We start from the raw sequence: 3,538 nt of genomic DNA, 5'->3' as shown, positions 1-3,538 counted from the left end.
ACCTGATGCTCGGCCTGGCGATCCCGATCATGTTCGCCACCCTGGCGCAGATGTGCATGCTGACGGTCAACGACCTCGACCTCGGCATCGGTGCTTATGTCGGCTTCGTCACCTGCGTCGCAGCCACCTGGCTGGTCGACACGCCGCTGCTCGGCATCGCCGTGCTGGCCGGCGGCGTTCTGGCCTATGCCGCGGCCGGCGCGCTGATCCATTGGCGCAACGTGCCGTCGCTGGTGGTGACGCTGGGGATGAGCTTCGTCTGGCTCGGCCTCGCCATCCTGGTGCTGCCGTCCCCCGGTGGCGCCAGCCCGGCCTGGCTGCGCGCGGCGATGGGCTGGAAGCCGCCCTATGTGCCGCTGCCGATCCTGGTCGCCATCGCGCTGGCCGCGCTGGTGCACCTGTTCCTGATGCGCTCGGCCCTCGGCTCGGTGCTGCGCGGCGCCGGCGGCAACCCGAAGGCGATCGCCCGGGCCGGCTGGTCGCTGCTGAAGATCCGGGTCGGGCTCTATGCCCTGGCCGGGGTGTTCGGGCTGCTGTCCGGCCTGTCGCTGCTGGGCCTCTCCACCTCGGGCGACGCCAACATCGCCCAGCGCTACACCCTGCTGTCGATCGCCGGGGCGATCCTCGGCGGCTGCGACTTCGTCGGCGGCCGGGTGTCGCCGGTCGGGGCGGTGACCGGGGCGCTGGTGCTGACCCTGGCCGGGTCGCTCCTCACCTTCATGCGGATCTCGCCCGACTGGCAGATCGGCGCCCAGGGCGCGATCCTGATCATCGTCCTGGCCTTGCGGGCCCTGACCAGCCGGAGGCGGCCGCGATGACCCGGATCTCGACCTGGACGTCCGACCGGCCCTGGCTGTGGTCCTGGGCCGGGGCGGTACTGCTGTGGCTGGCGGTGGTGGCCATCGCGGCGGGCGAGGGGGCGGGGCAGGTGCTGACCGCCGCGCTCAGCTTCGGCGTGTTCTTCGTCGTCGTCGCCATCGGCCAGATGTTCGTGATCGCGATGGGGCCGGGCAATATCGACCTGTCGATCCCCTCCAACATCGCCCTGTCCGGCTCCGTCGCCATGATCGTCATGGCCGGGCAGGATGGCATGATCCTGCCCGGCCTGGCCGCGGCGCTGGCCGCCGGCCTCGTCGTCGGCATCGCCAACTGGGCACTGATCCGCGGCTTCGCCATGCCGCCGATCATCGCCACCCTGTCCTCCAGCCTGGTGTTCCAGTCGGTCGCCATCGCCTATGGCCGCGGGCTGCGCATCTCCCCGCCCGACGGCTTCGCCGCCTTCACCACGATGCAAATCTGGGGCGTGCCGGTGATGGCGGTGGCCGGCTTCGCCCTGGCCGCCATCATGGCGGTGGTGCTGCAACGCACGATCTACGGCCGGTCGGTGCTGGCGGTCGGGCAGAATCCACGCGCCGCCCATCTCGCCGGGGTGAAGGTCGAGCGCACCCGGTTCCTGACCTATGCCCTGTCCGGCGGCTTCGCCGGCCTGGCCGGGGCGCTGATGGCCGGGTATTTCGGCGGCGCCTCGCTCGACATGGGCAAGGACTATCTCCTGAACTCGATCGCCGTGGTGGTGATCGGCGGCACCAGCGTCGCCGGCGGCCGGGCCAACCTGCCGGGGCTGTGGGGCGCGTCGCTGTTCCTGTTCCTGCTGGTGACGATGCTGAACGCGCTCGGCACCGGAACCGGGTTGCGGCTGGTGCTGACCGGCCTGATCATCATCGCCGTGATCGTCGCGGCGGGCGGCGAGAAGACGCGCTGAGACGAGGAGATCCCCTTTGGCCACCCACAAGATCGCCGTCATCGGCCTCGGCAAGATCACGCAGGACCAGCACCTGCCGGTGATCGACAAGAGCGGCTCGTTCGAGCTGGCGGCCGTGGTCAGCACCCGCGGCCTCAGCCATGGCGGCGTGCCGAGCTATCGCACCCCGGCCGAGCTCTATGCCGCCCGGCCGGATATCGGCATCGTCGCGGTCAACACCCCGCCGGAAGTGCGCCACGCCCTCGCCCGCGAGGCGCTGCTGGCCGGCAAGGACGTGCTGCTGGAGAAGCCGCCGGCGGCGACGCTGACCGAGCTGGCCGATCTCGAGGCGACGGCCGCGGCGCAGGGCCGGGTGCTGTTCGCCACCTGGCATTCGCGCTTCAACCCGGCGGTCGAGGCGGCGCGGCAGCTGCTGGCCGCGGGCGTCCGCTCGGTCAAGATCGAGTGGCGCGAGGATGTGCGGAAATGGCATCCGGGGCAGGATTGGGTTTGGGCGCCGGGCGGCTTCGGCGTGTTCGATCCCGGCATCAACGCCCTGTCGATCTTCACCCGCATCCTGCCGTTCACGCCTTTCGTCCGCAGCGCCGAGCTGACCTACCCGGCCAACCGGCAGACGCCGATCGCGGCGCAGCTCGTCTTCGGCAGCACCGACCCGGCGGCGCCCGCCTTGACCGCCGATTTCGACTGGCGCGAGCAGGGCGACGAGAAATGGCACATGACGATCGAGACGGCGGATGGCCGGTCGGCCCGGCTGTTCAAGGGCGGCTGCGCGCTGTCGGTCGGCGGCACGGTCACGGTCGAGGCGCCGAGCGAGGAGTATGAGCGGATCTACGCGCATTTCGCCGAACTGCTCGCCGCCCGCCGCAGCGATGTCGACGGCGCGCCCCTGCGCCTGGTCGCCGACGCGATGCTGGTGGGCAAGCGGCTGAGCACCGATCCGTTCGAGTGGTCGGCGGGATAAACCGAGTCCCCCCTTCCCTGCCCCTCCCGCAAGAGGTCCAGAGCTGGGGTTCAAACTCTCGGCCGATTGCCGGGCGCACTTCGATCTGCCATCGCCACCACCGTCGGCCAGGTGAAGCGGCTGTGCCGTGAGGCACACAAACCCTTCGTGCCGCTGCGCACCGCCAGCCTGGCCAGCTTCGCCGCCGCGGTGGGGACGATGGGACAGGCGGCCGCGGCGGAGTGAGGCCCCGGCAAAAGTCGTTCAGCCTCTCAGAATTCCAGACACCGTCATTGCGACCCCGGCCTTGAGCCGAAGCAATCCAGGGGCCGGTGCGCACCGGCCCCTGGATTGCTTCGTCGGCTTCGCCTCTTCGCAATGACGCCGAAGGATCGGTGATGACGATCGGATCCGGCCTCACCCCCCGGTCCTAGTCGAGATACCCCTTGCCCTTGAGCCAGGCCTTGAGGCCCTGCTTGCTGTCCGGCTTCACCTGCTGGGCGAAGCCGTTCTCGTGCATCAGCGTCTTCTGCTTCGGGTCGTACCAGAGCGGATCCTGGCTGGGCACCGAGCCGAGGCCGACCGGATCGGTGACCTTCTTCGGCGGCGCCCACCAGCGGTCGCCCTGCCAGTGCATCTTGGTCGCAGAATCCTCATATTGCTTGGTCTCGGCGTTGTAGGTGACGCCGGGATATTTCGAGAGGTCGGCCTTGGTCGGGTCCGGCGGCAGCTCGAGATATTTGAGGTCGTCCTGGCTGTCCCGCAGCTTGCCGTCCTTGGCCGTCATGTCCTTGACGGTCTTGGCCACCTCCTCCGCCTGGTCCGGCGTCCAGCGG

5 protein-coding genes are annotated in these 3,538 nt (G+C 70.0%); 4 read left to right on the top strand and 1 reads right to left on the bottom strand.

The window, feature by feature from the left end; translation table 11 throughout:
- The 4 genes from ABDW35_RS34035 to ABDW35_RS34020 all read left to right on the top strand — a co-directional run.
- Positions 1-818: ABC transporter permease (locus tag ABDW35_RS34035; RefSeq protein ID WP_343718279.1), on the top strand; the 818-nt coding region annotated here is incomplete at its 5' end.
- On the top strand, positions 815-1,762 hold the full coding sequence (locus ABDW35_RS34030) for an ABC transporter permease (RefSeq protein ID WP_343718278.1): 948 nt from the start codon (positions 815-817) through the stop codon (positions 1,760-1,762). The genes ABDW35_RS34035 and ABDW35_RS34030, both read left to right, overlap by 4 nt.
- A 16-nt stretch (positions 1,763-1,778) precedes the next feature.
- A complete protein-coding gene (locus ABDW35_RS34025) occupies positions 1,779-2,723 on the top strand; it encodes a Gfo/Idh/MocA family oxidoreductase (RefSeq protein WP_343718277.1) in 945 nt (314 codons plus the stop codon).
- Positions 2,724-2,789: 66 nt separating this feature from the next.
- Positions 2,790-2,948, top strand: coding sequence for a hypothetical protein (locus tag ABDW35_RS34020; RefSeq protein ID WP_343718276.1), 159 nt, complete (start codon positions 2,790-2,792; stop codon positions 2,946-2,948).
- A 184-nt stretch (positions 2,949-3,132) separates the two neighbouring features.
- Here the strand turns inward: ABDW35_RS34020 and ABDW35_RS34015 are convergent.
- Positions 3,133-3,538, bottom strand: a 406-nt coding sequence (locus ABDW35_RS34015) for a hypothetical protein (RefSeq protein WP_343718275.1), incomplete at its 5' end; no start/stop codon positions are given.

Origin of the sequence: Inquilinus sp. (genome assembly GCF_039594555.1) — a bacterium.
Lineage (GTDB): Bacteria > Pseudomonadota > Alphaproteobacteria > DSM-16000 > Inquilinaceae > Inquilinus.
The sequence above is the reverse complement of the archived record's forward strand: the minus strand, read 5'-3'. Positions and strand labels throughout refer to the sequence as shown.

What these genes read in the sequence shown, in the direction of transcription:
- ABDW35_RS34030 (WP_343718278.1), top strand. Translation starts at nt 815, where the DNA reads ATGACCCGGATCTCGACCTGGACGTCCGACCGGCCCTGGCTGTGGTCC.